This window comes from Streptomyces sp. NPDC104831, from assembly GCF_055583025.1.
Map to the genome: position 1 here is coordinate 60504 of NZ_JBVJOT010000028.1, position 25652 is coordinate 86155.

At 73.1% G+C, this 25652-nt stretch carries 17 protein-coding genes; 9 read left to right on the forward strand and 8 right to left on the reverse strand.

Annotated elements, in window-relative coordinates:
• Positions 1-13: 13 nt before the first annotated feature.
• Both ACZ63H_RS20360 and ACZ63H_RS20365 read right to left on the reverse strand, forming a co-directional pair.
• Positions 14-880, reverse strand: a complete 867-nt coding sequence (locus ACZ63H_RS20360; RefSeq protein ID WP_469866898.1) for a helix-turn-helix domain-containing protein — start codon at positions 878-880, stop codon at positions 14-16.
• Positions 881-1227: 347 nt separating this feature from the next.
• Entirely contained in the window at positions 1228-2295 is a 1068-nt protein-coding gene (locus tag ACZ63H_RS20365) for an alpha/beta fold hydrolase (RefSeq protein ID WP_469866900.1), read from the reverse strand.
• Between the two features lie 418 nt (positions 2296-2713).
• On the opposite strand from ACZ63H_RS20365, the gene ACZ63H_RS20370 reads away from it, so the two are divergent.
• A complete protein-coding gene (locus ACZ63H_RS20370) occupies positions 2714-4156 on the forward strand; it encodes an aldehyde dehydrogenase (RefSeq protein ID WP_469866902.1) in 1443 nt (480 codons plus the stop codon).
• A gap of 475 nt (positions 4157-4631) precedes the next feature.
• Here the strand turns inward: ACZ63H_RS20370 and ACZ63H_RS20375 are convergent, their stop codons facing one another.
• The gene (locus tag ACZ63H_RS20375) at positions 4632-4991 is read right to left on the reverse strand and encodes a hypothetical protein (RefSeq protein ID WP_469866904.1); all 360 of its coding nucleotides are present in this window, start codon (positions 4989-4991) and stop codon (positions 4632-4634) included.
• Between the two features lie 335 nt (positions 4992-5326).
• Between ACZ63H_RS20375 and ACZ63H_RS20380 the strand changes: the two genes are divergently transcribed.
• Positions 5327-8827, forward strand: coding sequence for a hypothetical protein (locus ACZ63H_RS20380; RefSeq protein ID WP_469866906.1), 3501 nt, complete (start codon positions 5327-5329; stop codon positions 8825-8827).
• Positions 8828-8866: 39 nt separating this feature from the next.
• On the opposite strand, the gene ACZ63H_RS20385 is transcribed toward ACZ63H_RS20380, so the two are convergent.
• From ACZ63H_RS20385 to ACZ63H_RS20395, 3 genes are all read right to left on the reverse strand, one after another.
• Positions 8867-9409, reverse strand: a complete 543-nt coding sequence (locus tag ACZ63H_RS20385) for a GNAT family N-acetyltransferase (protein ID WP_469866908.1) — start codon at positions 9407-9409, stop codon at positions 8867-8869.
• A 251-nt stretch (positions 9410-9660) separates the two neighbouring features.
• On the reverse strand, positions 9661-10911 hold the full coding sequence (locus ACZ63H_RS20390; protein WP_469866910.1) for an ATP-grasp domain-containing protein: 1251 nt from the start codon (positions 10909-10911) through the stop codon (positions 9661-9663).
• 21 nt (positions 10912-10932) lie between these two features.
• The gene (locus tag ACZ63H_RS20395) at positions 10933-12096 is read right to left on the reverse strand and encodes a hypothetical protein (RefSeq protein WP_469866912.1); all 1164 of its coding nucleotides are present in this window, start codon (positions 12094-12096) and stop codon (positions 10933-10935) included.
• Between the two features lie 400 nt (positions 12097-12496).
• Here ACZ63H_RS20395 and ACZ63H_RS20400 point away from each other — a divergent pair, with 400 nt between their 5' ends.
• The gene (locus tag ACZ63H_RS20400; protein WP_469866914.1) at positions 12497-13348 is read left to right on the forward strand and encodes an endonuclease/exonuclease/phosphatase family protein; all 852 of its coding nucleotides are present in this window, start codon (positions 12497-12499) and stop codon (positions 13346-13348) included.
• A gap of 69 nt (positions 13349-13417) precedes the next feature.
• On the opposite strand, the gene ACZ63H_RS20405 is transcribed toward ACZ63H_RS20400, so the two are convergent.
• The gene (locus ACZ63H_RS20405; protein WP_469866916.1) at positions 13418-14773 is read right to left on the reverse strand and encodes an alpha/beta hydrolase family protein; all 1356 of its coding nucleotides are present in this window, start codon (positions 14771-14773) and stop codon (positions 13418-13420) included.
• A 473-nt stretch (positions 14774-15246) separates the two neighbouring features.
• On the opposite strand from ACZ63H_RS20405, the gene ACZ63H_RS20410 reads away from it, so the two are divergent.
• Together ACZ63H_RS20410 and ACZ63H_RS20415 are read left to right on the forward strand one after the other, a co-directional pair.
• On the forward strand, positions 15247-16347 hold the full coding sequence (locus ACZ63H_RS20410) for a polyprenyl synthetase family protein (protein WP_469866918.1): 1101 nt from the start codon (positions 15247-15249) through the stop codon (positions 16345-16347).
• Positions 16348-16407: 60 nt separating this feature from the next.
• Positions 16408-17406 carry a terpene synthase family protein gene (locus tag ACZ63H_RS20415; RefSeq protein ID WP_469866920.1) on the forward strand — a complete coding sequence of 333 codons (999 nt, stop codon included), beginning with the start codon at positions 16408-16410 and terminating at the stop codon, positions 17404-17406.
• A gap of 512 nt (positions 17407-17918) precedes the next feature.
• Here the strand turns inward: ACZ63H_RS20415 and ACZ63H_RS20420 are convergent.
• The gene (locus tag ACZ63H_RS20420) at positions 17919-19460 is read right to left on the reverse strand and encodes a class I adenylate-forming enzyme family protein (protein WP_469866922.1); all 1542 of its coding nucleotides are present in this window, start codon (positions 19458-19460) and stop codon (positions 17919-17921) included.
• A gap of 233 nt (positions 19461-19693) precedes the next feature.
• On the opposite strand from ACZ63H_RS20420, the gene ACZ63H_RS20425 reads away from it, so the two are divergent.
• Genes ACZ63H_RS20425 through ACZ63H_RS20440 form a run of 4 tightly spaced genes read left to right on the forward strand, consistent with a single transcriptional unit; the run spans position 19694 to position 25204 of the window.
• Entirely contained in the window at positions 19694-21319 is a 1626-nt protein-coding gene (locus ACZ63H_RS20425) for an NAD(P)-binding domain-containing protein (RefSeq protein WP_469866924.1), read from the forward strand.
• Complete coding sequence (locus tag ACZ63H_RS20430) at positions 21316-22428, forward strand: alpha-hydroxy acid oxidase (RefSeq protein WP_469866926.1); 1113 nt, start codon at positions 21316-21318, stop codon at positions 22426-22428. The genes ACZ63H_RS20425 and ACZ63H_RS20430 overlap by 4 nt, the downstream gene beginning before the upstream one ends.
• Positions 22422-23882: a cytochrome P450 gene (locus ACZ63H_RS20435; RefSeq protein WP_469866928.1), complete on the forward strand. Its 1461-nt coding sequence runs from the start codon at positions 22422-22424 to the stop codon at positions 23880-23882. The genes ACZ63H_RS20430 and ACZ63H_RS20435 overlap by 7 nt, the downstream gene beginning before the upstream one ends.
• 44 nt (positions 23883-23926) lie before the next feature.
• On the forward strand, positions 23927-25204 hold the full coding sequence (locus ACZ63H_RS20440; protein ID WP_469866930.1) for a cation:proton antiporter: 1278 nt from the start codon (positions 23927-23929) through the stop codon (positions 25202-25204).
• Positions 25205-25652 lie beyond the last annotated feature (448 nt).

Below are 25652 nucleotides of genomic sequence, written 5' to 3' on the forward strand. Positions count from 1 at the left end.
GGCGGTCATCGGGTCAGGGCTCCGTCCGGTGCGTACCGGGCTCCGCGGCCGCCCAGGAGGTGAGGATGCGCAGGGCGTCGTGGGAGGGGGTGCCCGGTTCGGCGGTCAGCACCATCAGGCGCTGTCCGGAGCCTTCGGGGTCGGCCCACGTGTCGCAGTCGAGGGTGAGGTCGCCGACCACGGGGTGGTGGTAGCGCTTGGTGCCGGAGCCGGCGTTGGTGACGTGGTGTTCGGCCCACCAGGTGCGGAAGTCCGGGTCCTGGGAGGACAGTTCCCCCACGAGGCGGGTGAGTGCGGGGTCGTCCGGGCCGGCCGCGGCCTCCATGCGCAGGGCGGCGACGGCGTCACGGGCGTCGTGTCTCCACTCCGGGTGCATCTCCCGGATCCGGGAGGCGGTGAACAGCAGGCGGACGTAGTTGCGCCGGTCGGCCGCCACGGCACCGAAGTCGGTGTAGAGCGCGACGGCGGCCGGGTTCCAGGCGAGGATGTCCAGGCGCTTGCCGAGCACGAGCGCGGGGGTGTGGACGAGCTGGTCGAGCAGGCGGCGCATGGCGGGACGCGGACGTTGGGCGGTCCGGCGGCGCGGTCGGTCGTCGCCGCGGCCGGCCAGCTCGTAGAGGTAGTGCTGCTGGTCGTCGTCGAGGCGCAGGGCACCTGCCAGGGTGGCGAGCACGGCGGCCGAGGCCCGCACGCGGCCCTGTTCGAGGCGGGTGTAGTAGTCGACGCTGATCGAGGCGAGCCGGGCGACCTCCTCGCGGCGCAGCCCCACGACCCGGCGCGCGGCATCCGTCCCGGGCAGGCCGCATTCCCGTGGCGTCAGCTGTGCCCGACGGGCCCTGAGGAAGTCTCCCAGTGCACGCGGGCCGAAGTGGGCGGCCATGTCGTCCCTTCGTCGGTCGGATACGCGGATGCCGCGGGGTTCTCGCCTCGTCGGCGATGCCGCAGCGGCGGTCCCGGCGGGGCCCCGCAGCGCGGCACGCGGCCCGTCTAGGCCCTTCACCCCGCCTCGTCCGATGCCTCTGATCGCCACCGGTAGGGGTGGACGGAGACCGTCGGCGACCGCCGGAGCGGCGGGGGCCGGTTACCGGTGGGATCGCCTTCCGGGCTTCGTCGTGCCGGGCGGAGGCGGCCACCTCGGTGGTGTGGGCGTGGGCGCGGTCGGCCGTGGGGCGCGGGCACGGCGGCTGGGACGTCGAGCCCCGGGGTGGCGTGTGCCGCGCCCGCGGCTCAGAGGTGGTCGGCGTCGACGACGGCCTGGGCGAAGACCGTGGGCGCCTCCTGCGGCAGGTTGTGGCCGATGTCCGCGATGGTGCGGTGCTCGTACCTGCCGGTGAAGTGGTCACGGTAGCCGGTGCCGTCGCCCGCCGGGGTGAAGGGATCGAGAGCCGGGTCGAGGGTGATGGTGGGAACGTGGATGGGAGGCTGGTCGGCGAGCAGCCTCTCGTAACGGTCGTAGCGGGGGTCGCCCTTGAAGAGGCCGATGCGCCAACGGTAGTTGTACAGGACGATGGCCGCGTAGTCCGGGTTGAGGAAGGCCTGGGCGGTGCGCTCGAAGGTGGCGTCGTCGAAGTTCCAGCCGGGGGAGACGAGGGTCCACACGTAGCGGCACAGGGCGAGGCGCTCCTCGGGGTTCTCCAGGGCCTGCTTGCCGCGGTCGGTGGCGAAGTACCACTGGTACCACCAGTTGTGCTCGACGGCCGGGGCCGCGGGCGTGAGCTGTGCCTTCAGATTGGTGATCACGTAACCGGTGGTGGAGACCAGGGCCTTGACGCGTTCGGGCCAGAGTGCGGCGATGATGTCGGCGGTGCGCGAGCCCCAGTCGAAGCCCGCCAGAAGGGCCTTGCGGATCTTCAGGGCGTCCATCAGGGCGATGATGTCGAGGGCGATCGCGGACTGCTCGGCGGTGCGGGGGGTGTGGCGGGACAGGAAACGTGTGCTCCCGTGGCCGCGCAGGTAGGGAACGATGACCCGGTAGCCCAGGCCGGCGAGGAGCGGGGCGACGTCGACGTAGCTGTGGATGTCGTAGGGCCAGCCGTGCAGCAGGATGACCACCGGACCGTGGGCGGGGCCCGCCTCGGCGTACCCGGTGTCGAGTACGCCCGCCTTGATCTGCCTGACCGTCCGGAAGCCGGTGTGGGTGCCGGGGGAGAGCGCGGGCACGGTGGGCGTGGCCGCGCTGCCCGGCAGGCGCGAGGCGGTCGCGGCGGACGCCTCGGTCTGGAGGACGGGGAGGGACATGGCGGCCGCGCCGGTGCCCACGCCGACGGCCTTGCCGAACGTACGTCTGTCGATCATCTGGAATCCTCCGTCGTGCGTCTCCGGTGGTCCGCCCGTGCCGGGGAAGCCGCTCACTCACATCGGTGGCACGGGATCGCCAGGGCTTTCGGTGCGACGACCTTCACATACAGTCCGTCACCTGTCAAACAGGTGACGTGAGTTCGCCCGCCGGAAGCCGGCCGGGAGGAAGCGCCCTCCTCCCGGCCGGCCCGCCGACGGATGTGCAGTCTCGTCCGCGGCGCACGGCGGACGCATCGGTCACCCGCCTCGTCCCGCGGTCCGGCGACCTCGCGGGCTTGAGTAATTCGACTGGGATCCAGATGTGTCGGCGTTTGGCGGGTCCGGGTCTCGCGTGACCCCCTGGAACGCTCAAGTGCTACATTAATGTGACACTTAGTGGCTGTCGAGGGACCCGGAACCGAAAGAGGGACAGCACATGATCACGTACGACCGGCTTTTCATCGGCGGGTCCTGGCTGGCGCCGAGCGCCCCGGAGCTGCTGGACATCGCCTCACCGCACGACCGGTCCCTGATCGGCCGGGCGGCCCAGGCGCGGCCGGCGGACGTCGACCGCGCCGTGGCCGCGGCCCGTGCGTCGTTCGAGGAGGGGACGTGGCGACTGACCCCGCCGGCGGAGCGCATCGCGGTCCTGCGCCGCTTCAACACCCTGCGGGAAGAGAACGCGGAGGAGATCGCCCGCCTGATCTCGCTGGAGAACGGTTCGGCGAGATGGTTCACCCGGGCCGGGCAGCCCGGCCTGACCCGGCAGGCCAACGCCTACCTGAAGGCGGCGGAGGAGTTCGCCTGGGAGGAGACTCCGGTGCCCTCCGACCCGGCATCCCCGGTGCGCAGCGTGGTGCGCCGGGAGGCGGTCGGCGTGGTGGCCGCGGTGATCCCGTGGAACTCGCCGTTCTCCTCGGCCACTTCGAAGATCATCCCCGCTCTGCTGGCCGGCAACTCCGTGGTGCTCAAGGTGTCCCCGGAGAACTCGCTGAGCATGGGCTTCCTGGCCGGACTGCTGGAGCGGACGGGCTTGCCCCGGGGGGTGATCAGCGTCCTGCCCGCCGACCGGGAGACCAGCGAGTACCTCGTGTCGCACGAGGAGGTCGACAAGATCGCCTTCACCGGTTCGACGCGGGCCGGCCGCCGCATCGCCTCCCTCGCGGGCGAACAGCTCAAGCGGGTCAGCCTGGAGCTGGGCGGCAAGTCCGCCGCCGTCATCCTGCCGGACGCCGACCTCCGGAAGGCGGTCGCCGGCCTCAAGTTCGGCTCCTTGCTCAACAACGGCGAGTCCTGCATCGCCCAGACGCGCATCCTGGCCCCGCGCAGCCGGTACGAGGAAGTGGTGACCGCGCTGAAGGAACTGGTGGAGTCACTGAAGGTGGGCGACCCCGACGACCCCGACACCTTCATCGGCCCGATGGTCCGCCCCGACCAGCAGGAGCGGGTACGCGCCTACATCCGACTCGGTATCGACGAGGGAGCCCGCCTGGTCACCGGCGGTCCGCAGATCCCCAAGGGCCTGGAGAAGGGCAACTACGTCACCCCCACCGTGTTCGCCGACGTCGACAACTCCATGCGCGTCGCCCAGGAGGAGATCTTCGGCCCCGTCCTGGTCGTCATCGCCTACGACGACGAGGACGACGCCGTGCGGATCGCCAACGACTCCGAGTACGGCCTTTCCGGTGGCGTCTGGTCCGCCGACGAGGCCCGTGCACTGGCCGTCGCCCGCCGCATCCGCACCGGCACCGTCACGGTCAACGGCGCTCCCGTCGGCTTCGACGGCCCGTTCGGCGGATTCAAGGCCAGCGGTATCGGCCGCGAGTACGGCGCGGTCGGCCTCGGCACCTACACGGAGTACAAGACCATCACCGTCTGACCTACGGCGGAGAGCACGGCGGACATGTCTACGGCGGCGGAGGCACCCGCTGCCCGCCGGTGTGCACCGGCGGGCCCCGTGCTTTCCTGCTCTCCGGCCCCTTCGACCGGGTCGGTACCCGGAGGTGAGAAGTCCGCCCGCGCGCGATCGCCGGCACGCGCCCGCCATACGCGGCTCGCGTCCTGCGGTGTTCGGCGACCGCGCCGCCCGCGCTTCCGTGCAGGCGTACGCCGGTCCGCCGGCCGGCGCATCACCCTGCGTCGGGGCGGCGGCGAAGTCCCGGATGGCGAGGTGGCCTGCGCAGCGCGGGGTTCGCCGCCTTCGCGGGGGCGGCAGGCGGTCCGGGCCGCGACACAGCGCCCGCCGTGCCGTCGGTGGGGTTGGCCGGAATCGCCCGTGGGGGAGTCCGAACCTCCGCGGCCGGCGGACCGGCGCCCGGCCGGTCCAGGGACGCCGGGCGCCGGCAGAGGGGCCGTCAGGCCTTGATCACCCGGTAACTCAGCATCGCCCAGGGGAGATCGGCCTGCGCCAGGGAACCGGTGGCCCACGGCGTCCTGCTCCCGCAGTCGGCGTCGGCGTACAGCTCGACTGCCGCGGAGCCGGAGACGACCTGGACGGACAGGGCCCGCTGCGGCAGTGTGTGACACGTGTCGCGGTCGCTCAGATCGACCACCGTCACCGTGCCCGTTCCGTTGGTACCCGAGTAGAGGTACGCCCCTTCCTTCAGCGGCGGCCAGCCGGAGGCGTTCGCCGCCCCGAGAGTGAGGCCGGTCAGGGCCGCGGTCATGACCGCGACGCCTGCTGCTCTGCCGAGTCGCGCTGTGTGAGTGGCCATACGACCTGTTCTCCTTTGCAGGGGGACGACGCGGGGGAGTGCGTCACGTCCGGTTCTATGAGGCTGTGCCGACGGCAAAATCTTGCACGTTCAAATATGTTCCGGCGAGGGCAGATCCGGCCACTCATGTGTGTGTCCCGCGCGCATGCCTCAAGACACGTTTGACTACGAGGGTATTCTCCACGCCGACCGCTACGGTGACACGCCCGCACGGCTGCGTGCCGGCCACCGCGGCCCGATCCTCGGAAGTCGTCGGCCTGCCGCCGGGGTTACGGCCGGGTTCACGAGGCCGGCGCCGGTCGGGATTGTCAGTGCCGCCCCCTAGCATGACGGTCATGACGAAGACGCAGGTGGGGGCGGCCGGGCGGCTGCTGCGCGAGGTGGTCGGGGCCGCTTTGGACGTGGAGGACGCGGGTCCGAGCGGCGGTGCCGCGCCGCGGGCTGTGCGGCGGGCACGGCCCGCGCGCTCGGTGGCGGACAAGGTCGTCGCCGCGGGTGGAGCCGACGACGAGGCATCCGCCCTCCTGCGGCAGTTGACGAGTCGTCACCTGGGGGGAGACGCGGCCCGCTGGTGCGCGCTGCACGACGCGCTGGCGAAGCACCCCGGCGCGCTGCCCGAGCTGCTCGCCGCGCCGCCGGTGCCGCCGGTGCCCGACGACGCGCTCCGCCCGCCCGTGCCCCGCAGCGTCCACCGCACGCTCGGCCTGCTCCTCGAACACACGGAACCGCGGCATGCCGCAGCCGCTCTCGCCGCCCTGCCCGAGCGGGTGACGACGGAGCTGCTCGCCGGCGGGACCGCGCCCGTGCCCGCTCTCGTCGCCGCCGTCGTCGACCACGGCGACACCCGGGCCCGAGCGGCCTTGGCCCGCCATCCCCGGCTCGACACCCGGGTCCTGGCCCGCCTGGTCACGGTCGGCGACGCCCTGGTGGCCGCAGCCGTCTACCGCAACCCGCGCACCACCCAGTCCCTGCGCCGCACGATCGTGGAGCGGCTCGACACCGTTCCGCTCGACAACGCGCTGCGCGCCGAGCTGACGGCGCCGCACGGCCGGGTCCCGCGCACCTGGCTCACCCCGCTGCTCGGCTCGGGCGACGCGCGACTCGTGGTGCCGGCGCTGCGGTGCGGGGTGCGTCAAGTCGCCCAGCTGTACGCCCTGCTGAGAATCTGGGAGCGGACCGGCCGGGACGCCGTACGCGCCGTGCTGGAGGACCCCGCAGCGACCGCCTGGCTGAGCCGGGCCACCGTGGACACGGTCGCCGAGGCCCTGGCCGCCCCGGACGGCGACGGGCCGCGCCGGCTGCGCGCGCAGGGCGAGCCGTACGAGGACCCCGCCCGGCTGCCCGCGCTGCTCGCCACCGCCAGGGGCACCAGCACCCTGCGCGACCTGCTGTCCGAGCCGTACGCCCATGATCTCGACGCGCTCGCCGCAGCCCATGCCGCGACCCCGTTCATGCCCAAGGCGTGCGAGGAACTGGCCCGCCACGAGGCGGCGAGCGATGCCCAGCGCCAGGCGTTCCGGCTGTGCGTCCTCAACGAGCCGTGGCGGTCCGGGGGACGCCGCGCAGGGATCACCGCCCCGCCCGCGCGGCGCCTGGCGGAGGAGGAGCTCGACGACAGCGCCGCCGTCTGGGCGGAGGGCATGGCAGCGGCGGGGCTTCTCGACCCGGTCCGGCTGATCGACACCGCCCGCCCCGCCGTCCACGCTCTCGCCGCTCTCGCACGCCTCGCCGAACGGAACCTGCTCGGCACGGCGGCGGTCGCCGAACTGCGGGCCTTGGCCCAGGCGCACCTGGGGGAGCGGGAGCACGCCTGGGCCGCGCTCGACACCCTGCTGAACGAACACGCGGGGACGGTCGCGGAGCTGATCGCCAAGGCGGGCAAGTCCCCGGAGGAGGCCGCCGCCGAGCCCGATCCCCCGGCCGAACCGCTGCCGCCCGTCTCGGCGTCCCCGGCCCGGCGGACTCTCCACCGGCGCGAACGAGTGCACGCCCTGGCGGCGCTCGACCTGCTGTACTCCCTCGCCCCCGACGGAGCGCCCCGGCCGGAGGACCCCGAGGTGCTGCACGCGCTGACCGCCTGCGAGCCGGCGACCGCGCCCGGCCTCGCCACCCCGCACTGGTTCGCCCTCGCCTGCGCCGCCCACGGCATCCCCCCGACCCGGGACGGCGCCGCGTACGAGGCGCCCGACTCCGCGCGGGTGCGCACGTGCCTCCCCGAGACGTACGGATCCGGCGCGCAGCACACCGAGCACGCCTACGTACAGGGCGTGCTGTCCGCCGAGGAACTGCTCACCCTGTTGCCCGCCCGGCGCCTGCTCCTGCTGCCCCACGACTGGCGGCGGCTCGCGTTCGCCGACGCCTGGCGGGCCGCGCTCGCCCGTCGGCTGCGTGCCCGGCTCGGCACCGACCCCGAAGCCTGGCTCCGGCTGGCCGCGACCGTCACGGCGTCCGAAGCCGCCTCCGAGGGGCTGACCTGGGCACAGCTGCTCGATCGTGCGCAGCGCGATCCGGGCCCGGCGGCGAGCCCGGGAACGGCCATCGGCAGGCCCCGACCGGCCACCCCGGACGAGGCGATCAGGCTGCTGGAGCACGGCGACCACCTGTGGGCCTGGCCGGAGGGCACCCTGCTCTGCCTCGCCGACGCCGAGGTGGTCGACGCCGTACTGCCCCGGCTCGGACCCGACGCGCCCTGGCTGCTCGCCGCGTACCTGCTGCGCCACGACCGCACCCCACGCGTCGCCCTGGACCGGCTGCTCGCGGGCCGCGACCCCGCCGCGCTGCGGGTGCTGGCCGCCCAGTCCCGCTGGATGGAGCGCAGCGGCGCGGTGTACCGCCTCGTCGACCTCGACGATCCGGAGGTCGACCTCGCCCTGCTGCGGCACTGGAACCCCCGGCCCGCCGTCCACCGGATCGTGTCCCGGTCACGACCCGGTGCCGGGCGGCCGTCCCTGGGCGCCCGGGTGCTCGCCGACTGGCGCGCCGGAGACTCCGCAGGACCGGCCGGCGGTCTGACGTGGCTGTGCTCCGCCGAACCCGACCTGGTGGAGGAGTTGCTCGCGACAGAGGGCTCGCGGCTCGGCCTCGGACATCAACTGCTCGGCTGCCTGCGCCTCCTGGAGTACGGCGGCGCCGACCGGCTGGCGAGGCTCGCGGGCCGGGACGTGCTGGGGCGCTCCGCCACCACGGTGTGCGCCAAGGCCCTGGCGTCCGCCGACCCCGGCGCCGTTCTCCGCGCCCGGCTCGACCGCGAGCTGGCCCCGGAGAAACTCGTCCGGAAGCTGCGGCGCGCCCGGCACGCCCCGCACGCACGCGACCTCGTCGAGTCCCTCCCGCCGGGCGAGCCCGTCGACTGGGCCGCCCTCGAAGCCGCCCACGCCCGGGAACCGCTCCCGTACTGGGGGGACATCGTCCGTCTGGACGGCGTCCCCGAAGACGTACGGCTACGGCATGCGGCGCTGCTGCCGGAACCGGGCCCCGACGGTCTGCCCGGCAGCGCGCGGCTCACCCGGGAGCGCGCCCGGCACGGCCTCGGCGACCACTTCCACCACGCGCCGACCACCCAACTGGACGGCCTGCTCACGGCGGGCCTTCTCGACGGCGCGGACCTGCTGCGCCTCGCGGCCCCGGCCGCACGGCTGCTCGCCTACCTGGGCGCCGCCGCCCGCCGCACGGACGCCCCGCCCCAGACGGCCGAGGCCCGCACACTGCTCGCGGACCTCGTGCACCGCGGGCTCGGCACGAGCCCGGCGGCCTGGCACCGGGTCGCCCAGCGGCTGACCGGCCTCGACCCCGAGTGGGATCCGGTCTCCACGGTGGAGGCGCTGCTCGCTGAGTAGGGCGTGCGTTCACCGGCGGGACAGCGGCCCCCGCCGCTGTCAGCGCGTGCTGGTGGCGTACCGGTCGGACGACAACTCGAACACCCGCACCCGCCGACCGTAGGCGGGAGTGACGGTCTCACGGGCCAGACGCATGCCCAGCTTGATCATGACCCGTTCGGAGGCGTCGTTGCCGACTTGGGCGATGCTGACGATCCGCTCCAGCCCCCGCTCCTGGAACCCGAACCGTACCGCCGCCGCGGCGGCCTCGGTGGCCAGGCCCTGCCCCCAGTGGGCACGTCCCAGCCGCCAGCCGACCTCGACCGCCGGCAGAACCTCCGGCAAGAAGCCGGGCACCGAAAGGCCGGTGAATCCGGCCAGTTCGCCCGTGGACCGGATCTCCACGGCGAACAGGCCGAAGCCCTGTGACTCCCACTCGCTCTCCCACACCCGGATCCTGTCGCGAGTCTGCTGTTCGTCCAGCACGCTGCCGTCACGGATCCACCGCATCACCTCGGGATCGGCATGGACGGCGGCCAGGGGCACGACGTCTTCCTCGCGCCAGCGACGCAGGATCAAACGGGGAGTCTCAAGCGTGATCATCCGATCATTCTGGATCACATCAAGCCGAGGTCGTCGAGCGGCGGCGCATCGCAGTACAGGCCCGGCCCGATCGCCCTCCTCCCCATCGGGCCGTGCAGCGCGGGGCCGTCGAGTGGTGGCCGGCCGGTCCGGCGTCCGTACCGGCCGTGAGCGAGGTGCCGGCGGACGCGGCACGCACCGCGCACGCGACCGCCGCGGGCGTCCCCCGCCGGCCCCGCGCCCGGCCGCCGCGCCCCGTCCAAGAGCGGACGTCACCGGCCCGGTGGTGCGTCCACCTCGTACATCGCGGCACCGTCCAGGTACCGCAGCGTGTTCAGGTCCCTGCGCAACACCGCCTCCACCGGGTGCCGCAGGCTGAGCACGACCGGGTACTCCAGGTCCCACGTGGTGGGGACGATCGTCTCGCCCGGCCTCACCAGCACGGTCACCTCACGCACGCTCTCCAGCCCCCGTGCCTCGTCGAAAGCGCGGTACCCGGCCAGTCGGCCGGAGACCGGCGAGACGAACGCCGCCCAGGCTGCCGCGGTCTTGCGCCGGTACGGCGTGCCGGCCCGTGCGTGGAACCGTTCCGGCCTGACATAAGCGTCGACGCTCCACTCCAACTGCCCCTCGCCGATGGCGTCCGCGACGTGGTACGGCAGCCCGGAGACCCTGGCGCCGGCCTCCACCAGCCGAGGCCCGTCCGGCGTCAGCTTGATCTCCAGGTGTGCCGCGCCGTAGCGGATGCCGAGCGCGTCCAGCACGCGGAAGGCGTGGCGTTCGAGCTCGGCGACGTGCTGGTCGTCGTAGCGGAGCAGGACCTGTGCGACCACCAGGTCCCGGACGCCGTTGGCGGTGAGGCGGTCGGTGCTCCACACGTCCGTGACGGTGTGCACGCCGTCGCAGCTCACGGTGTTGACGATGTACTCGGCGCCGACCAGGTACTCCTGGGCGACGATCCCGGTGACGGTCCCGCCCATGGGTGACGGCGCGTCCCTCAGGGCGCAGAGGGCGGCGGCCGAGTCCGAGGGAGCGTCGCAGAAACGCACCCCGTGCCCCAGCGCGCCGCGCAGCGGTTTGACCACGACCGGCCGTCCCAGATCCGCGTGCCAGGCCCGCAGCTCCCCCTCGTCGTCGGTGAGGATGTGCCGCATCGCGGGAACACCCCGCGCCGTGAGGCGCTCGATCTGCAGGTACTTGTCACGACGGGCCGCGCTGAGCGCCGTACCGTTGGACGGCAGACCCAGCCTCTCGGCGAGGGCGTCGGCGAGTTCCACCCCGGACTCCCTGCCGGGCAGCACGGCACGCGGCCGCAGCGCCGCCAGTCTCTCCGTCAGCACGTCGAGGTCTCCCTCGTGGAAGAGGGTGTGACTGAACCTCGTCGTGTCCACGGGAGCCACGCCCGGCAGCAGGTCCGGGGTGCTGCGCACCTGGATCACCTCGCCGCCCACCGCGGCGAAGGCGTCCACGTAGCGGTACGACGTTCCGAAGGCGTCCACGACGGCGACCTGGAAAGTCGGCATGTCCCCTCCCTCCCCGGTCCGTCAGCCCGTGACCGGGCCGAGGAAGCCGGCCAGCCGCCGCCGTGCCGTCAGCAACCGGTAGGCGGCGTTCGTCAGCACGTTGCGCGCGCTGAATCCGGACGTTCCCGGCTCGTCGGTGTCGAGGATCTCCTCCTCGCCGTCCTGGGCGAGGATGCGCGCCCTGGTCGGTGCGCCCCGGAGCGCGAAGGCTTCGGGAAGGGTCCGCCGGGTGATCCCCAGGTGCACCATGCGGAAGTCCGTGAACCTGTCCAGCAGACGGAGCAGCGCGGTGGCGGCGCGACGGTCGAGCACCAGACGGCCGTCGAGCACCGCCTGGACGAGGTTGTCCCCCGCGCGCGACCTCTCGCGCCACGTGGTGATGAGCGGCCTGGACCAGCGCGGGAAGTAGGCCGTGCACTGGTCGAGATACTCCTCGTACCGTGGTGTCGGTGCCAGCAGCACCAGCTCCAGCAGCTGGACGCTCGGCATGAACGCGCCGCTCGCTCCCCGGGGGCCGCCCGGGTCCCCGGCGTGATAGCGGCGGAACGAGCGGAAGGCCTCCGCGGTGAGCCGGTGGTACTGGGCCATGTGGAGCCGGAAATCGTCGAGGCCCTCCACCGCTTCCTCCAACGCGGCGGCGGTGTCCGTGCGCCCCGGTTCCAGGACCAGGGGGGCCAACCGCTCGAACGCGGAGCGGACGGCCGGTTCGGAGAGATGGTGGCCGAGGTAGAAGTCGCGTTCCGAGCGGCCGAGTTCTCCCTCGGAGAAGACCCGGATGTGCCCACTGCGCTCCCACTCGGCGCAGTTGACGTCGATGAGCAGTTCATAGCTCATGTGCGGGTCGAGAAACGGGAACCGGGCGCGGTGTGCGGCGATGGTGTCCAGCAGGAGCCGGGGGAACGCCGCCGGCCCGGCCGGGAAGTACCCGTTGAGCAGGAACAGGAGGTCCAGCCGCGCCAGAGACGCTGAGCGCGGATCGCCGGTGGACCAGCCGTCCGGTCCGAGGGCGGTCAGGATCCGGGACTGCTTCGCCGCCAGTTCCCCGTACGTACTGCGGCCCTGCGCGACGGCGGTGAGGTCGGCGGGCAGTTCGCGCAGCACATAGGAACTCAGCGGCGACCGTAACGTCCCCTCCGGGCCGCGGGGCGGGGTCTCCAGACGGTGGAACAGTTCTTCCTTCTTCACTTTCGCCCTCCGTGTGCGACGAAGTCGAGACACGCCTGCCGCGGCCCGCTTGTCTGCTCACACCGCAAGCTAACACGTATCTATCAACTGTGTGTGTGGGTGTGAGGTATCGGGGAGCGAGAAACATGTTTCTCGTGTGCACCTACTGCGGTGGGGCGGGTCCGGGCGCGCGGGCTCGCGCGTATGGCAAGCAGGTGCCCCCGGCACGGGTGGTCCGGGGGTGGCGGTGCCATACTCAAGCACCGTCGCCGGGACCGGGGGCGACCGCGACAGCCCGGGCACCGTGCCGGGCGGCGCGAGCGCGGCACGCACCGCCCACGCTGCGGGCGGCCGACCCGCCAGGCGCCCGGGCCGATTCCGGCGGCGGGGTGCCGGAGGAACGCGCAAGGACGAGGAGGCGATGGTGCTCGGCAGAGGCACGCGTACGCTGGCGGGCGCCCTGATCGTGGCCTGCACGGTGCTCATCGGACCCAGTGCGCCGACCGGCGCTCTCTTCGCCAAGCCGCTGCCCGCCGAAGCCGTCAGGGACGTCGTACCGGACCGGGTCATGACGTGGAACATCTGCAACCCGTGCGACGCGAGCAACCTCGACCGGGCGAGGGAGATCGCCACGTACGCGCCCCAGGTCGTCGCCCTGCAGGAGGCCTGCGTGCGCGACGTCGAGAGGATACGCATCCATCTGAAGAGGTTCTACGGGCTCGTCTACCACGCCGAGTACGGGACGGTGCTCCGGAACTGGGGCCGCTGCGGGGGAGCGCCGTGGAATCCCGGGGCCTACGGCCAGGCGATCCTCTCGGCGGCGCCGATGACGGACCCCGTCAGCGTGGAGTACCCCGACGGCGGATCCGAGGACCGCGGGTACATGGCGGTCACGGCGACGGTGGGCGGCCGGGCCGTCCGCGTCTTCAACACGCACCTCGCCCAACGGCGTCAGGAAGCGGTCCGGGCGGATCAGACCCGCGCGCTCGCCGCGGCCGTCGCCCGGTACGACCGCGCGATCGTCCTCGGCGACTTCAACGCCGTGCCGGACGCCCCCGAACTCGCCCGTGTGTGGGAACTGGCCGCGGACGCGGACCCCCGCTGCCGGCCCTTGTCCACCAGCGGGTGCGCCCCGACCACCGACTGGCAGAGCAAGTTCGACTACGTGTTCCTGCGGGGCATCGTCCCGCTGGGGCAGCGTGTGCACCCGACTCCGTACTCGGACCACCATCCGGTGCACGCCGACCTGGACATCGACCACGACGGCACCTGAGGCCGACCGGTGGCGAACGACCCGCGGCCGTTCGCCACGTCGGCGAACGAAGTGCCCGTCCGGCGTCGTTCAGACGAAGCGTACGTCCGGGTGGAGCGGGGAGGGGCCGTCCAGCAGCGGCTGGTGGCGGCCGCGCAGATGCTGATCGAAGAAGGCGGTGAGGTAGGCCCGGCGGCTCGCGGTGAACCGCGCCGGATCGACGGTGCCGATCATCCGGGCCGGCAGTCCCTGAGGCAGCGTGAGCCGCTCGGCGAGGCCGGGCAGGAGGGTCTGGTAGTCGGTGAACGAGTTGTGCTCGGCGGCCTCCGTCCACAGATCGCGCTTCCAGCCCGTGGAGTTCTCCCACATCGCCCGCCAGGACGGGGAGTGTTCATGGGTGTGCGGCAGCCTGCCGGACGGGACCGCGAGCCACGCCCCCATCTGCAGGAACGGCCGGTCCAGCCCGGTGCGGGCGACCGGCAGCAGCAGCTCGGGGCTGGTCCAGTCGTAGCCGAGCGGCCCGTCGAGGTTGGCCCCGGCGCGGATACGGCGGTCCACGCGCATGGCCTCGGCGGTCGTCATCCCGCCCAGCGAGTGCCCGAACATGCCGGTGCGCCTGAGGTCCAGCGACCGTCCGAGACCGCGCGGCAGCGGCCGCTTCCCGGCGTCCGGGTTACCGCCGTGGGCGAGCAAGGCGAGTTGGTCGAGGACGAACGGGATGTCGGCGACCCGGACCTCCAGTGCCGCCCTGTTGCGTTCGGCGCTCGCCTCGATGGCGCTCAGTCCGGGCGCCGGCTCGATGACGCGGCCGTCCGGGAACTCGACCGCGTGTGCCTCGTGGACGGGGTCGACGGTGATCACCGCGTAGCCGTGGCTCGCCAGCTCCTCCACGACGGTGGTGTCGAGGGTGCGCTCGTTGTACATGCCCGGCGAGTACAGCACCACGGGCACCCGCCCGGCCCTGGGCACCGCGGGCACTCCGACGCGGGCGTGGGTACCGAATCCGGCCCAGTCGACGGCCTCTTGGCCGATCTGGAGGATCTTCGCCGCGCCCGTCCCGAACACGGCGGCCGCGCCCGTACGCATGTAGGGCGCCCGGGGCCCCTCCTCCGCCGTGGCGTGGTCGGCCGGGTACCAGACGCTCACCATGAGTTCCCGGAACTCCCCGGCCGCGTCGCCCGCCCACCAGGGACCGCGGCGCGTCCGGTCCACCAGGTGCAGTTCGGTGACGCCGATCGGTAACCGCCCGGTGGGGCGGGGGAGTTCGAGCCGTACGGGCCCGTCGGAGGCCGTCGGCGCGGCGGACGCGCGAGCGGGTGCGCCCAGGGCCGAGGCGGCACCCACCGCGGCCAGGGCACCCGCGCGGGCCAGCAGCCGCCGGCGCGTCAGGGACACGGCCGGGGAACCGGAAGGGCCGCGGGAGTCGAAGGCGTTCGTGAATCGCATGCCCCGATCCTGACCGCACATCAGGGCCGGAACCATGGGGCCAGCCGGATAGTGTCCGGCACCGATCCGGCCTAGTACCGCAACGGCGCCCGTCGTGACGGGTGGCCTGGCCGGGTGCCGTGTCCGCGTCGTTTCAGCGGTGGTGCGGTTGTGGTGTCGTCGTCTTCGGCGCCGGGTCGACCAGCGCGGGATGTGGCCGGCCCCGGCGACGCCCTCCGCACCCGGGGCGATCGTGGGTCCGGGTCCGGGTCCGGGTCCGGGTGCGGAGGGCCGCACCCGCGGCAGGACCGCGCGGGTGCCGCTTCCGGCGCAGCGACCTGTCCCGGCTCGCGGCAGTGCGGCGGGCGGGGCCCCATGGAGGGTCGGTGTGAGGCGCCCGGCGTGTCACGCGGGTGGAGCGGGGGAGGGGCGGGACGGCAGGGTTCACTGTGCCTGACCGATCAGGCACGCCGAGCGGTGAGCGGAAGGCCCGAATGCCAGAAAGCACCGAACCGGACCACTCGGCCCTCACCACGCCGGACCACGTCGTCCTGGCCGTGCGCGGGATGCTCCTGCCGCATCTGCGGGGCCTCGTCGGCCGGGTCCCCGCGCCACTGCACGATCCGTGCGCCTACTACTTCGGGTGGGTCGACGAAGCGGGCCGGGAAGTGGTCTACCGGGGTCCCAGCTTCCGGGCGGTCGCGCTCGTCCTCCTCAGCGCCGGTGTCGAGGGCGGCTCCTGGCACCGGGCCCGGTCGGTGGCCGGCGCGTGCGCTCTCATCCACGGCTACGGCCTCATCTGCGACGACGTCATCGACAAGGACGGGATGCGGCGCGGCTTTCCCACCGTGTGGAAGACCTTCGGCGTCTCCACAGCGGTTCTGGCCGCCGACGCCCTGCTGATGACGGCCCTGGCCGAGCTCGCCGAGCAGACGGGTCCCGCCGCCGCCGACGTGAGGCGGGTGCTGGTCGGCGCGATGTACGGGGCGTTTCGCGCGCAGGCCCTGGACGCCCGCGACCAGCAGCCCGGGAGTGTGTGCCTGCGGCGGGCGCTGGAGGTGGTCGACGGCAAGAGTTCCGACTGGGTGGCCGCCTGCTGCGAGGCCGGCGCGCTCCAGGGCGGAGCCGGCCCGGAACGCGTGGCGTTGATGCGGTCCTTCGGGTGGCACCTGGGCCGGGTCATGCAGCTGCGCGACGACGTCCTGGATCTCTACGGGCCGGCCGGGCAGGACACGCCGCCCCGGCGCGATGATCTCCGGTCCCGCAAGAAGACGAGCATCGTGTGTGCCGCTCTGCAGTCCGGCCACCCCCTGCGGGACGAGCTCGCCTCCTACTACCGGCGGCCCCGCGCACCACAGGAGGGAGAACTCGGCCGGATGGCCGACCTCGTCGAACGGTGCGGCGGACGTGCCTGGGCCGAGCGGAAGATCGCCCACCACCTCGGGCAGGCGCGTTCCCGCGTGCGCCGCGCGGTGAAGGACCAGCAGATGGCGGAGCTGATGTGCGCCTACGCCGATCAGTTCACGCACCAGTCCGTCGGTGACGAGCCCGTCGGACCCGGCCGTCCCGGACACCCGGTCAGCCCCGGCCCGTGAACAGAAGGGGCCCGCACCCACCGACCTCCCGGTTCGACCTGGACGAAGGCCGAAGGACACATGCCGAGCAACGTCGAGTTCCACATCCCCTTCCCCAGCGCCGTCAGCCCGGACGCGGCGAAAGCAGACGAACACCTCGTGCGGTGGGCTCTCGCGCAGGAACTGCTGGCTCCGGAACAGGCGGACTACTTCGCGGCCATGCGGCTCGGAACCTGCGCCGCCTACGTCTATCCCCGGGCCCGGGGGGAGGACCTCGACCTCGCCGCCGACCACATGGGCCTCTGCAGCCTCGTCAACGACCTGTGCGACAGCACCGGTGGAGTACGGGCCGAGGAAGCCGCCGAGGTCTGCCACGACCTGTTGACCTTGTTCGAACACGACGCGCCGCCGCGACCCGCCACGCCGGTGGGGGCCGCCTGGTGCGGCCTGTGGCGGCGCCTGCGCGACGGCATGCCGCACGCGTGGCGGAAGCGCGTTCTGCACGAGCACACCACGGTCTTCAGCGCCTATCTCGACCACCGCATCCACCGCACGATGCCGACCGCCGACCAGTACCTCCGGCGGCGGTACATCACCACGGGGCTGCCCTTGGGCCTCGCTGTCGCCGAACGGGTCGAGCACTGGCGCGCCCCGGAGTGGTTCCTGGGCACGCCACACGCCCGCGGACTCCTCGAGGAGGCCACGAAGCTCGCCATTTTGCCGAACGACGTCTTCGCCGTCGAACGGGAGGAGCGCCGGGGCGAGGTCGACAACATGGTGCTGGTGCTCGAAGCCGACGGCCGCACCCGCGAAGAGGCCATCGCCGACATCCAGGCGATGGTCCGCCGGGCCGCCGAACGCTTCCGCAGGCTCGCCGACCGGCTGCCCGCCCACTACGACGACCTCGGGCGCAGCCCAGCCGACCGCACCGCGGCCGACACCTACGTCCGGGCGATGCGTCACATGTTCCGCGGCAACTACGACTGGATGACCGGCGGCAGCGCTCGCTACGACCGCCACGCCACCTCTCTCGCCGTCTCCTCCGGTTACGAGGACGCGCCCGGGATCACGGGCATGTGACCCCCGCTCCCATGCCGGGGCGAGGGCGCCCATGGGCTCGGTGAGGCCGGGGAGGCCAAGGACGGTGGCGAAGACGGGCATCCCGTCGTCGGCGGCCGCCCGGGAGGGCCCATGACCGGCCGAGGGCCGCCCGGCCCGACCCGTGGTATCCCCGGTCCGGTGCGGATCGACTCCACCGTCGTCCGTGCCCGCCGGCCCGCCGCCACCGGCCGAAAGGCGGAGGGGGACGGCCGGCCGCGCACTCTCGCCGCTGCCTCCGTGCCGGGTGCCGGTCCGACCAGCCGCGGCGCTCCGCCGCCCGGGACGCCGGGCGCCATGGGGTGTGCGGCCGGGGCGTGAGCGACAGCGCCGCTCCGGGGAGCTGGGGCCCCGTTCGCCGGTGCGGGGGCGGGCGATGTGTCGACGTCGGTGAGCCAGTGGATCTCGGCAACCTCCGGGTCAGGGGCCCGGGGCCGCCCTGGTGTGCCTGTCCGGTCGGGGGCGTGCCCGGCGCCGACGGGGACGGCGTCCGGTCAGGGGGCCTTCAGCAAGGCGCGCAACGCCGCCTTGTCCGGCTTGCCGCTCGGCGCCACGGGCACCTCGGCGATGCCGACGACCGAGACGGGGACGCCGGCCTCCCCGAGTTCCCGTGCCACCAGCTCCCGCAGCGCGTCCGCGTCGGGCACGGCTCCGGGGTGCGGGACCACGAAGGCGTGGATCGCCTCGCCGGTCCGGTCGTCCGGGACTCCGACGACGTAGGCCTGGTCGACGTCGGGATGGGAGGCCAGGACCCGCTCGATGGGGCCCGCGTAGTGGATGACGGCGTTGACGATGACGATGTCGCGCGTGCGTCCCGACAGCCGCAGATACCCCCGCGCGTCGAGCCGGCCGAGATCCCGGGTGCGGACCCAGCCGTCCCGCAGCACCTCCGCGGTCTCCCGAGGATCCTCCCAGTAACCGCAGAAGGCGTCCGCCAGCCGGACCCACACCTCTCCGGTCCGGCCCGTGGGGAGGTCCCGGCCACCGGGATCCCGCACGGTCATCTCGACGGTGCCGAGCGGGCGCCCGACGCTGTCGGCGAGGCCGGGATCGGCTGCCAGTTCCTCGGGTTCGAGGACGGTCAGCATGCCCGTCTCCGTCTGGCCGTAAGCGTGGTGGACCACCGGTCCGAGCAGGTCGGCCGCCTCGGTCAGCCGGTGCGGTGCGAGGGGGGAGCCCGCCACGACGAGGGCGCGCAGGCTGCTCGTGTCCACGGCCCCGTTTCGGACGGCGTCGAGGATGCCGTACAGGCGCGGCACCGTCGTCATGCAGGCGGTGATGCGGTGGTCGGCGAAGACCTCGGGGAACCGCAGGGGCTGGTCCGGGATGACGGCGGTGCCTCCGCCCAGCAGCGACAGACACACGTGCTCGAACATGACGGCGCTGCTGAGCGTGCCGAAGAGCAGGAAGCGCGCGTACCGTGCCGCGAGGCGCCGGGTCCGGTCGGTCCAGCGGTCGGGTCGCAGGACCCAACCCTGGGAGAGGGCGCCGTAGGTCACCATCGTGCCCTTGGGCCGGCCGGTGCTGCCGCTGGTGAGGTGGATGACGCCGATGCCGTCGCGGTCGCCCCGGGCGGTGAGGTCGTCGGAGCCGGGCGTGACGGGTGCCGGGGGCCGTGACACGGCGCCGGTCTCCAGCAGTGTGCCGGTCTCCAGCAGGGTGATGCCGCCCGCTGCGGCGGCCGGCGCCGGTCGGCTCGCGGCGTCGTCCGTCACCACGGCGCGGATGCCGCGGGCGAGGATGTCGCGCAGGTGCTCGTGGGTCAGTCCGGGGCGCAGCGCGACCACTTGACAGCCGATGACGTGGGCGGCGACGCGGACGGCGAACGCCTCCGGCGTGACACCGGTGTCGAGGACCACGCGGGATCCGGCGGTCAGGCCCGCACCGCGCAGACCTCTCACGAACCCGGCGACCAGCGCGAGCACCTGCCCCCTGGTGACCGCGCGTCCCCCGTACTCGAAGGCGGGCAGATCGGGGGTGTCGCGGAACGCGTCGACGAGTGCTTGCGGAAAGACGCCCCCGGGCTTTTCGTCCACTTCGTCTCCACTCTGGGCCGGTAACCGACGTAAAGGCAGGGTGAATGACTGGAAAACGACCGTGGCGGACGTGCTCGGCGCTCCGGCCCGCCCCATCACGCCTTCACGTTAACCGAAGGGGGAAATCCGCTAGCCCGAGAAGCATGTGACCTACATCACATACTGCTGGGGTGGCTCCGTGCTTTAACGGTCAAGTACCGTCTTCCACGCCCCACGGAAGGCAGGAGAAGGCCATGTCTGGTTTAGGGCAAGTCGACTATCTCGTCATCGGCGGCGGCCCGGCGGGTCTGCAAGTCGGATACTTCCTCCAGAAGAGCGGCAGAGATTACCTCATAGTGGAGGAGAGCGACGCTCCGGGCGCTTTCTTCACCCGGTTCCCCAGACACCGGACCCTTATTTCCTCCAATAAGGTGCACACCGGCTGGAGCGACCCCGAGACGCGGCTGCGCGTCGACTGGAACTCCTTGCTCTCGGACGAGGGCCCGTTGTTCACCGCGTACTCCCCGCGCTATTTCCCCCCGGCCGACGACATGGTCCGCTACCTGGCGGACTTCGCACGGGCGCACGAGCTGCGCATCCGCTTCAACACCCGTGTCACCCGCGTCTCCCGGCCCGACGGCGGTCTCTTCGTGGCGACCGACGGCCATGGCAACGTTGTCCGGGCGCGCCGCGTCATCGTCGCCACCGGTGTCTCGCGGCCGTACGTGCCGCCCATCGAGGGCGCCGGCGAGGCCGAGCATTACGACCAGGTGTCCGTCGATCCCGCCGAATTCACCGGCAAGCGGGTACTGATCATCGGGCGGGGCAATTCCGCCTTCGAGACCGCCGACAATCTCATCGAGACCACCGCCGTCATCCACGTCGCCGGACCCGGCTCGCTCAAGCTCGCCTGGCGGACGCATTTCGTCGGTCACCTCCGGGCCGTCAACAACAACTTCCTGGACACCTACCAGCTCAAGTCCGAGAACGCCGTACTGGACGGCGATATTCTCCGCATAACCCGGAAGCCCGACGGCACCTATGTCGTGAGTGTAAAATTCTCGCGCGTCGCGGAAGTGGTGAAGGACATCCCGTACGACCGGGTCATCCTGGCCACCGGGTTCCGCTTCGACGCCTCGATCTTCGACGACGACTGCCGTCCCGACCTCGTCATCAAGGACCGTTTCCCGCGGCTCACCAACGCGTGGGAATCCGTGAACGTGCCCGATCTGTATTTCGCCGGCACCATCACCCAGTCCCTGGACTTCAAGAAGTCGACCAGCGGCTTCATCCACGGTTTCCGGTACGGCGCGAAGGCACTCCACAGCATCCTCGAACGCCGCTACCACGACCGGGAATGGCCGCACACCACCCTGCCCGCCGCCCCGGGCCCCGTGACCGACGCCGTCATCGAGCGGGTCAACCGCACCTCGGCGCTGTGGCAGCTGTTCGGGTTCCTCGGCGACGCGGTGCTGGTCGGCGCCGGCGGCGACGTGCGCCACTGCGCGGAGATCCCCGTGGCACACCTCCACGAAGCCGCGGCCGAGGGCCGGTTCGGCGATCTGGCCTCCTACTTCACCATCACGCTGGAGTACGGCGCCGACCACGACCAGGTCGATCCCTTCGACATCACCGTCGGCAGGACGCCCCAGCGGGACACCAGCGGCCTCGACGCGCGCTACCTGCACCCCGTGGTACGGCAGTTCCTGCCCGACGGCAGCGGCAAGCCGGTCGCCGAGCACCACATCACGGAGAACCTGGAGAACGAGTGGGACGACCCCGACGTCCACGTCGGCCCGCTGCGCTCCTTCCTCGCGTCCCGGCTGTCCGCCGGGGACGCCCTCCCGGCCGGCGGGGAAACCGCCGCGCCCCGGGCATGACCGGCTCGCCCGCCGGCCCGTCGCGCGATCCGGCCGAGTCGGCACGCGAGAAACTCAGCCCCGAGCACTACGACTACTTCGCCGGCGGCGCGGGCGAGGAGAGGGCGCTCAGGGAGAACGAGGACGCCTTCGGCCGGCTGGCCCTGCTTCCCCGGGTGCTGCGCGGCGGCGCCGACCGCGACACCCGGGTGAGCGTGCTGGGCCGGCCATGGCCGGCGCCGCTCTTCGTCTCGCCCACCGCCTTCCACCGCCTCGCCCACCCCGACGGCGAACTGGCCACCGCCCGCGCCGCCGCCGCGGCCGGCATCCCGCTGGTCACCGGCATGGCCGCCACCACCGCCGTCGCGGACGTCGCCGCCGCGGCCCGCAAGGCGGACCCGGGGGCCGTGGTCTGGTTCCAGCTGTATCCGCAACCGGAGCACGAGGTCACCGCCGAGCTGGTGCGCCGGGCCGAACGGGCGGGATGCTCCGCCCTCGTCGTCACCGTCGACTCACCCGTCTTCGGCACCCGCACCCGGGACCTGCGCAACGGTTTCCACGACCTGCCGCCCCCTCTCGCAGCCGAGAACATGCGGGACCTGCCCGGTGCCGCACCCGGCACCACCCGCGACATCGCCATGTGGCCGGCCGGCTGGGACGACCTCGCGCGGCTGCGCGAGCTGACCGGCCTGCCCCTCGTCCTCAAGGGCGTGCTGCACCCCGAGGACGCGCGCCTCGCCGTCGAGCGGGGCGTGGACGCACTGGTCGTGTCCAACCACGGAGGACGGCAGCTCGACGCCGCTCCGGCAGCGGTCGAGGCACTCCCGGCCGTGGCCGAGGCCGTCGCCGGGCGGGTGCCCGTCCTCATGGACGGGGGAGTGCGCAGGGGCACCGACATCGCCCTGGCCCTCGCCCTCGGAGCCCGGGCCGTCGGTGTGGGCCGGCCCGTGCTATGGGCCCTGGCCACGGGCGGCGAGGACGGCGTACGGGCGGCGCTGACGGCCCTGCGCGAGGACTTCGACCGGACGCTCGCGCTCTGCGGCGGGCACCGGCCGCAGGACCTCACGGCCGACCAGGTGGCCCCGCGCGGCCTTCCGTACCGGCCCACGAGAGGAGAACGCGCATGGTGAGCAGGAGAACGGCGGCGGCGCTGGCAGCGGGCGGCGCGCTGCTGCTGTCGTCCCCGGCCTGGCTGCCCGGCAAGGTCGTCGCCCTCCGCACGAAGGTCTTCGCCCGCGTCAACGGCGACGAGGGCATGCTGCTCCCCAACGCCACGTTCGGCCCCGACCGTTTCCAGGAGGTCTACGGCCATCCGGCCGCCGGGGGCCGCAGCAAGGGCGCGGCACTGTCCGACTTGTTCTGGTACTGGCTCGCGCCCGGCGCCGACGTCCACCAGGAGCACCTGGAGGCCGGCCCCCGCTACGACGAGGTCGCCCGCCGGACGCTCGACTTCCTCTCCGGCCCGTCGGCGAAGCTGTACGAAGCCGCCGCGCGGCACACCCGGCAGGCCCTGGACGCGGCGGCCGACGGCCGCGTGCGCGTGGTACGGCTGCGCGATCTGATGATGCCGGTGTGGGCCGAGTTCTTCTACGGCCTGGTCTTCGAGGAACCCTGCCCGGCCGAGGCCCGGCGGCTGATCGTCGCCCACGCCGAGGACGTCGTCAACGCCCTCAAATGCACCCGCCCACGTCACATGCGCCGCAGGAACAGGCTCACCCGCTACCTTCTGCGTCGCCTGGCGGCCGGGGACGTGACCCGCGCACTGCCCGCCGGCCTGACCCGGCGTCAGCAGGCGTACTACCTCCAGGGCACCTTCTTCAACACCGCCGTCGTGCAGATGTCGGAGGCCACGGCCCACCTCCTGCTGGCCCTGGCCCGCCATCCGGACGTGCAGGAACGGGTGGCGGCCACCCCCGAGGACGACCGCTACCTGACCCACGTCATGAACGAGACCTTCCGGCTCTACCCGCTGTTCGGGGTGGCCCACCGGATCACCACGGCGGACATCGCCCTCGACGGCCTGCCCACGATCCCGGCGGGTTCCGTCCTGACCTTCAGCTACCCCGACTACCACGCCACCGGCTACGCCGACCCCGAACGCTTCGACCCCGGACGCTGGGCGGCGCTCTCCGCGAAGAACGCCCACCACATCCCCTTCGGCGTCGCCGGCAACCGGCCCTGCCCCGCCTGGCGCCTCGCACCCGTCGTCCTGCGTGCCGCGACCCGCGAGGTGCTGGCCCGGTACGCGCTCGACTCGCCCGTCGGCCACACCCGCTCCATCCCGCACCGCGCCCCCTGCCTGCTCCTGCCCCGGGACCGGCCGGTCCCGGACCCTCTGCGTCACGCCCTGCGCGCGGCACTGACCGTCCGCGACCGCGCCGAGGACGTCGGACGCAGCCTGCTGCAACTGCTCTTCGGCACCTGGATGGTGCTCGACGCCCGCCGCACCAGGCCCGCCGCGGCGTACTTCGCCCGGCACGACACCGAGGGCCGTCCGCTGGACGGCCCCCACGCCCGGCTCGGCCACGGGGCCACAGGCGGACAGGGCGCGGCCGCCTGCCCCTACACCGGCTGCGGCGCCTGACAGCGGCAACACCCCCCATACGTCTCCTCCCCAAGGAGTCACCGTTGTCGACCACCGAGATGGGCCCGGCGTTCTTCCTCGCCGTGGCCGTCATCCTCGTCGCGTGCCGCCCCGTCAGCCGGCTGCTGCGACCGCTCGGCCAGCCACCCGTCGTCGGCGAGATGGTCGCCGGCGTGGCCCTCGGCCCCTCCGTGCTCGGCCTCCTCGCGCCCGGCCTGGAGAAGGCCGTGTTCCCGGACGAGATCCGTCCCGTCCTGTACGTGGCGGGACAGGTCGGCCTGGTCGTGTTCATGTTCCTGTCCGGATACGAGTTCCGTACCGACCGGCTGCGGTCGGTGGGCCGTACCGCGGTGCCCGTCTCGGCGGCCGGCATCGTCGTGCCGCTCCTGCTGGGCACCGGACTGGCCTGGGCGGCGCACGACGCCGTGCACCTCTACCCGGACGGGATCGCGCCCTCGGTGGGCGCGCTGTTCGTCGGTGTCACCGTGGCGATCACCGCCTTCCCGATGATGGCCCGGATCATCACCGAACGGGGCCTGACGAAGACCCGCTTCGGTGCGGTCTCCCTCGCCGCGGGCGCGCTGGACGACGCCGTGGCGTGGGTCCTGCTGGCCGGGGTGCTCAGCATGGCGGGCGGCGGCGCGGACACCTTCCTGCGCGCGCTCATCGGCACGGCCGGGCTCGCCGTGTTCCTCGGGATCTTCCTCCGCGTGCGGCCCAGCGCTCTGCGACGGGCCCGGCGGCTGACCGAGGAACAGTTGCTCCTGGTCACCGTCCTGTTGCTGTTCCTCGCCGCCTGGTACACCGACCGCATCGGCCTGTACGCCGTGTTCGGCGCCTTCAGCCTCGGTGTCGCCTTCCCCCGGGACCCGGTGGTGACCCGCGCGGTGGAGGCCCTCGCCCCGGTGAGCCGGATCGTGTTCCTGCCCCTGTTCTTCGCATACTCCGGCCTCAACACGGACTTCACCCTGCTGTCCGACGGCAGGCTGCTGCTGTTCACGGCGGCCTGTGTGGCGGTGGCGGTCCTCAGCAAGTTCGGTGCCTGCTGGGCCACGGCGCGTCTGCTGGGCGAGCCGCAGGCCGTGGCCGTCCGCGTCGGCACGCTGATGAACGCCCGCGGTCTGATGCAGCTCATCGCCATCAACGTGGGTCTGTCCGCGGGCATCGCCTCCCCCGCGCTCTTCGGCGTCCTCGTGATCGTCGCCCTGGTCACCACGGTGATGACGGCCCCGCTGCTGGCGCTGCTGGACCGCCGCGACCGGAACGGGCAGCCCGAGGAGGCTCCCCTGGCCGGGGTGGCACCGGCCCCGAGAGAACCATGACCCCCCGGAGAAGGGCCGGGACATGCTGCGCGGTCTGCGAGCGAACCGAGCGTCCGGTGCCCGGAGGCCGACGAGGGGGGTCTAGGTGGACGCGGGCGAGTGGGGGGACCGTGCGCACCCGTATCGTCCGGCCCGACGGAGCGTCGGGGTCGCTGCCGGTGGTCTTCTGCGTCCGCGGCGCCGGCCGGCTCTTCGGCGACGAGAAGATCGCAGCGCCTCCAGGGCTTCTCCCCGCCGGCCGGCATCGCCCCGGGGGCCTGGGCCACCCTGCCGGCCGGCGCGTTGCAGGTCCTCGGGAAGGCCGGCGTCCGCTGAAGAACGGGAGACCGACGGCGCGGCCCTCGCCGACCGCGCCGCCACCATGACACCGGCCTTCCCCGACGAGACCGGGCCTGGGGGGGGGGGAAACCCACCAAGACCAGTCTTCAGACGGGACAGAGGCCCCATT

Bases quoted from the DNA above. Each gene is read 5' to 3' on its own strand.
- ACZ63H_RS20360 (WP_469866898.1), bottom strand. From the start codon at position 880: ATGGCCGCCCACTTCGGCCCGCGTGCACTGGGAGACTTCCTCAGGGCC.
- ACZ63H_RS20365 (WP_469866900.1), bottom strand. From the start codon at position 2,295: ATGATCGACAGACGTACGTTCGGCAAGGCCGTCGGCGTGGGCACCGGC.
- ACZ63H_RS20370 (WP_469866902.1), top strand. From the start codon at position 2,714: ATGATCACGTACGACCGGCTTTTCATCGGCGGGTCCTGGCTGGCGCCG.
- ACZ63H_RS20375 (WP_469866904.1), bottom strand. From the start codon at position 4,991: ATGGCCACTCACACAGCGCGACTCGGCAGAGCAGCAGGCGTCGCGGTC.
- ACZ63H_RS20380 (WP_469866906.1), top strand. From the start codon at position 5,327: ATGACGAAGACGCAGGTGGGGGCGGCCGGGCGGCTGCTGCGCGAGGTG.
- ACZ63H_RS20385 (WP_469866908.1), bottom strand. From the start codon at position 9,409: ATGATCACGCTTGAGACTCCCCGTTTGATCCTGCGTCGCTGGCGCGAG.
- ACZ63H_RS20390 (WP_469866910.1), bottom strand. From the start codon at position 10,911: ATGCCGACTTTCCAGGTCGCCGTCGTGGACGCCTTCGGAACGTCGTAC.
- ACZ63H_RS20400 (WP_469866914.1), top strand. From the start codon at position 12,497: ATGGTGCTCGGCAGAGGCACGCGTACGCTGGCGGGCGCCCTGATCGTG.
- ACZ63H_RS20405 (WP_469866916.1), bottom strand. From the start codon at position 14,773: ATGCGATTCACGAACGCCTTCGACTCCCGCGGCCCTTCCGGTTCCCCG.
- ACZ63H_RS20410 (WP_469866918.1), top strand. From the start codon at position 15,247: ATGCCAGAAAGCACCGAACCGGACCACTCGGCCCTCACCACGCCGGAC.
- ACZ63H_RS20415 (WP_469866920.1), top strand. From the start codon at position 16,408: ATGCCGAGCAACGTCGAGTTCCACATCCCCTTCCCCAGCGCCGTCAGC.
- ACZ63H_RS20425 (WP_469866924.1), top strand. From the start codon at position 19,694: ATGTCTGGTTTAGGGCAAGTCGACTATCTCGTCATCGGCGGCGGCCCG.
- ACZ63H_RS20430 (WP_469866926.1), top strand. From the start codon at position 21,316: ATGACCGGCTCGCCCGCCGGCCCGTCGCGCGATCCGGCCGAGTCGGCA.
- ACZ63H_RS20435 (WP_469866928.1), top strand. From the start codon at position 22,422: ATGGTGAGCAGGAGAACGGCGGCGGCGCTGGCAGCGGGCGGCGCGCTG.